This window comes from Stenotrophomonas sp. P5_A8, assembly GCF_056400545.1.
The window spans coordinates 1-665 of sequence record NZ_JBFULB010000639.1; the positions used below are offsets into that span (position 1 = coordinate 1).

1 protein-coding gene is annotated in these 665 nt (G+C 68.9%); it reads left to right on the forward strand.

Annotated elements, in window-relative coordinates; all coding sequences use genetic code 11:
- Positions 1–3 precede the first annotated feature (3 nt).
- Complete coding sequence (locus AC1DQP_RS21220) at positions 4–555, forward strand: GNAT family N-acetyltransferase (protein WP_478052521.1); 552 nt, start codon at positions 4–6, stop codon at positions 553–555.
- The last annotated feature ends 110 nt before the right edge of the window (positions 556–665 follow it).

Below are 665 nucleotides of genomic sequence, written 5' to 3' on the forward strand. Positions count from 1 at the left end.
CCCATGCACTTCGATTCGACCCTGCAATTGCACAGCGCGCGCCTGGTGCTGAGCCCGATCCGCGCCAGCGACGGTACCGCGCTTTTTGCCATCCAGTCCGACCCGACGGTGATGCGCTACTGGAACCACGCGGCCTGGACGGAGTTGAAGCAGGCCTACGCGCAGATCCTCGACGACCTCGCCGCGATGGACGAGGGCATCCAGCTCAAGCTCGGCATCCGCGAGCAGGCCGACGGCCCACTGCTGGGCATCTGCGTGGTGTTCGGCATCGAGGAGGCCTCCGGGCGCGCCGAGATCGGCTACAACCTCGCCCCGCAGGCACAGGGCAAGGGCTACATGCACGAGGCGCTGCAGTGCTTTGTCGACTACCTGTTCGATGACCGCGGCCTGCGCCGGCTGGAAGCGGAGATCGATCCGCGCAACGCACCGTCTGCCAAGGTGCTGGAGCGCATCGGATTCCAGCGCGAAGGCCTGCTGCGCGAACGCTGGTGCGTGGGCGGGGAGCTGTCCGATTCGGCGTTGTACGGGTTGCTGGCACGGGAACGCGTCCGCTGAGTGGGTAGCGCCGAGCCACGCTCGGCGGTGGTCGGTGGGTCGGGCGCTGGGCGCCCATACCCTTTCCGGCGAATGTCCCCCGGGGTCGGCCTGCGGCCGCCCCCTCCTCC

Bases quoted from the DNA above. Each gene is read 5' to 3' on its own strand.
- AC1DQP_RS21220 (WP_478052521.1), top strand. From the start codon at position 4: ATGCACTTCGATTCGACCCTGCAATTGCACAGCGCGCGCCTGGTGCTG.